The following is a 3,344-nucleotide window of genomic DNA, read 5'->3' as shown; positions in this document are numbered from 1 at the left end:
CCATTCTTGTGGACCTTCCAGAAGACAAGGATATCCATAAGCCGACAGCCTCGCGCTATATTCACATGATCATTGTCGACGCGTTGGCCATGTCTGTCGCTCAGGATCCAGCGCACGAAACAACTAAAAACTTACGCCGCATCTGGGCTTCTCTGACGGCCTATCACGGCAGAACCGGCCCGCAGCCCTTGGGAGACTAGATCGCCCCCCAAATTCTCGGAGGTAGCGACAAGTCGTTGCGGGCGGGTTTGGTCTGCCTCATTATATCGAAAGCTGGGCAGATTTCGATGATGTTGGATCGGTGAGTAGTCCGCGGGTGAATGATCAAAAAGCTCAAATTCCGTGCCCATTGAAAAACTGTCTGAAGTGCGAAGCCCTTGGCGGCAAAGTAGAGACGGGGGCGACTGGGGTGTAAATGGTTAAACGACGCACACGCACCGTTGTATTCTTGGGACGCGTCGCACATACAAATCCATAAAAATACGATGTACTTTTGAATACCCTCTCCGTCAGTTTTTGGCAGTTGAACGTAATGACCATGATACAAAACGACAGTCTTATCGTCCATGTGGGACTTCCCAAAACCGGGAGCACGACGTTACAACGGCACGTCTTTCCCGCCATCGCAACGATAAAGAATATCACCTTTAATCCCGAGTCTTTGCAGAAATTGCTGGGGAAAATACATCTGTTGCCAGACGAAACCGGCGCGCAATTGGCACAGGTCAAAGCCGAATTGGCGAAGGGTTCACTTTTGATCAGCAATGAAGCCCTAGTAGGCTTTCATCCGGATGGATGGGAGGCGTTTGCGGATCGTAATCTGGAAATATTCGGCAAGGATGCGACCATCATTCTGTCAATTCGCGACGGCGAGGCTCTCATGAAAAGCTGGTTTCTTGAAATGTTCAAACAAGGCGTGCAGAGTTCTCCGGTACACTTCTTTCTAAAAAAGGACGTGTTCGTTCGGTTCAAAGCCTTTCGCGCGTCAGGGCTTCCTACACATTTTTCCGTCGATGATTTTGACATGCGCAGACTTTATGCGCTGTATGCCACGCGGTTTGAAAAGGTCTATCTACTTCCCTTGGAAACGCTGTCCGAGGGTAAGGTATTGCAAGATGTTTTCGCGCTGAACGCAGATCAGACAACCACGTTGCGGGCACAAATGAAGGCGGCCAAACGCGAGAATGTAGCGTATTCTGCCCGTGGGGTGCAGTTGGTTTTGCTGAAAGAAAAGATCGTCCGGATATTTGGGCTTACCGGTTTCAACGTAATGCCCTTGGATCAAATTTTAGATGACCTTGATCCGGAAAAATCGAAAATTCTTGCCGAAACGCAAAGATTTGACCGGTTGAAGTTTTCGAGCCTTTCCTGCCAGAACAAGCGAAAAGCATTTGCACGCAAGCTTAGGAGAAAGATAGGGTACTGGATCAGTATCCGTTTCTTTATCGAGCGTATTTTGGATACCTATTTTCCGTATAAGCCCTATCAACTGCCCGACGGCATTTATCGCAACGAAGAATTGAATGCGAAGAACCGACAGTTCTGTGCAGATGTGATCCGTGAGCAACGCGAAAGCGCGACAGGCTATGTGCCGCCCGGCGTTCTGCTGCCTCAGGGTAAAACCGCCAATCACGAGCCCGCCATATGACGCTTCGGATCGCGTTTGTGACTGCGGAACTGTTCACCCAAGCATCCGGCGTCCGTGTGGTTGTCGAAAGCCTGTCCAGAGAGCTTGCTGCACTTGACCATGAAACCTGCGTTTTCGGGGTGACATCGGATGGATCGCCAGACGAGGTGCCAGAGTGGTGGCGCGGCGCGAAAACCCAAGCGTTCTCAGCGCAACTTATCAAAAGCTTTGGGTTTTCCACCCAAATCTGTGCGCAAGTGGCCCGGTTCAAACCCGATATCATTCACGTCCACGGCATCTGGACGTTTGCCAGCATCGCTGGCCTGCGGTTGAAACGCGCCACGGGTGCGCCGCTGATCATCTCGCCCCATGGGGCGCTTGCTGGCGCGTCGTTCAAACAATCACCGCAGAAAAAGCGCCTCGCCATGGCGTTTTATCAGCGCAAATCTCTGTTGGCCGCAGATGGTTTTCACGTCACCTCTGACGCAGAAGCACAAGAAGTGTTGGGTATTGCGCCAAACGCATATGTGCAGGTCATCCGTAATGGGGTCGATGTTGGTGCCGCTCGGATCAGACCCATGGAGGCGCGCAAGAAAAGGGTATTGGCGTTGTGCCGGTTGGAACCGAAAAAGGGTCTTGAGAACCTGATTGCAGCTTGGAAGCAGATGGCGCGGCATCGGCCCGATTGGGTCCTTGAGGTGCGCGGGCCTGACCGCAACGGCTATTTGAACCACCTCAAAGCGCTTGCAGCCACGTGTGTGGACGGCCAGATAACCTTTAGCGGGTCAGTTTTTGATGCGGAACGCGATGCGGTGATGGCCGATAGCAAGCTTTTCATGCTGCCCTCAGAGAATGAGAATTTCGGCCTAACGGTGGCCGAGGCGTTGAGCGTTGGAACCCCCGTGATTGCTGCGACTGGGACACCGTGGTCGGGGCTGGTCGATCAGGGTGCCGGCTGGTGGACAGACAATCGCCCAGAGACCATTGCGCACGCATTGCTTCATGCGACAAGCCTGCCGGATGCAACGCTGGAAGCGATGGGTCAGCGCGGGCAGGACTGGATGCTTAGAAGTTTTCGATGGAACGATATCGCATCGGAAGTGGTCAACTTTTATAACGACATCAGCGGGTGCACCGCACAGGTCCAACCTTCTGCGATGGGGCTTTGTCGATGAACGGCAGGTTTGCTGATCTTGTCAAAGCGGTCGTTGTCTATTCTCCGCGCAAATCCATTTCGTTGTTTGGTCTTTATCTGCTTGCCGCGGCGTTAGAAGGGGCAGGCATCGCACTGTTCATTCCCTTTTTCGCGGTGATGATCGGCGGGCAAACTGCTGCAAGCCGTCCGCCCAGTGTGCTGGACCACTGGCTGGGGGTGGGGCAAACATCCCAATGGATCCTTGTTCTATTTTGTGTGATCTTTGTTGTCACGATCATCTTGCGGGCGATTTTATCGAAGCATCGGGATGAGGAAGCTTTTAAGCTGTCGACCTATTTTTCGGACCAGTTACGGGTCGATTTGCTGGGCAATCTTGCGCAGGTGCGCTGGTCATTCATGGCTGGCCTGAAGCAGGCGTATGTCGAAAACATGCTGATATCCGAAATCGTCAGAGTTAAGTCTGCTGTCACCTTGATGGGCGTGGCGCTGGTCGATGTGACCTTGCTGGTCTGCTACGGCACGATCCTTGTGTATCTGTCGCCCGTGCTTGCGGTTGCGATT

3 protein-coding genes and 1 pseudogene are annotated in these 3,344 nt (G+C 52.9%); all 4 read left to right on the top strand.

Going from position 1 to position 3,344, the window contains the following annotated elements:
- Positions 1-200 (top strand): annotated as a pseudogene (locus tag ABYT07_RS19955) (MurR/RpiR family transcriptional regulator); the annotation flags it as partial.
- 338 nt (positions 201-538) lie between these two features.
- Positions 539-1,648: a hypothetical protein gene (locus ABYT07_RS19950; RefSeq protein ID WP_372993757.1), complete on the top strand. Its 1,110-nt coding sequence runs from the start codon at positions 539-541 to the stop codon at positions 1,646-1,648.
- Positions 1,645-2,802: a glycosyltransferase gene (locus ABYT07_RS19945; RefSeq protein WP_372993756.1), complete on the top strand. Its 1,158-nt coding sequence runs from the start codon at positions 1,645-1,647 to the stop codon at positions 2,800-2,802. The genes ABYT07_RS19950 and ABYT07_RS19945 overlap by 4 nt, the downstream gene beginning before the upstream one ends.
- Positions 2,799-3,344 (top strand): hypothetical protein (locus ABYT07_RS19940; RefSeq protein ID WP_372993755.1); only part of this gene is annotated, 546 nt, incomplete at its 3' end. The genes ABYT07_RS19945 and ABYT07_RS19940, both read left to right, overlap by 4 nt.

This window comes from Sulfitobacter sp. (assembly GCF_041552635.1).
Classification (GTDB): domain Bacteria; phylum Pseudomonadota; class Alphaproteobacteria; order Rhodobacterales; family Rhodobacteraceae; genus Sulfitobacter.
This window is presented reverse-complemented; position numbering and strand designations above follow the sequence as displayed.

Coding starts and splice junctions, on each gene's coding strand:
- ABYT07_RS19950 (WP_372993757.1), top strand. CDS start 539: ATGATACAAAACGACAGTCTTATCGTCCATGTGGGACTTCCCAAAACC.
- ABYT07_RS19945 (WP_372993756.1), top strand. CDS start 1,645: ATGACGCTTCGGATCGCGTTTGTGACTGCGGAACTGTTCACCCAAGCA.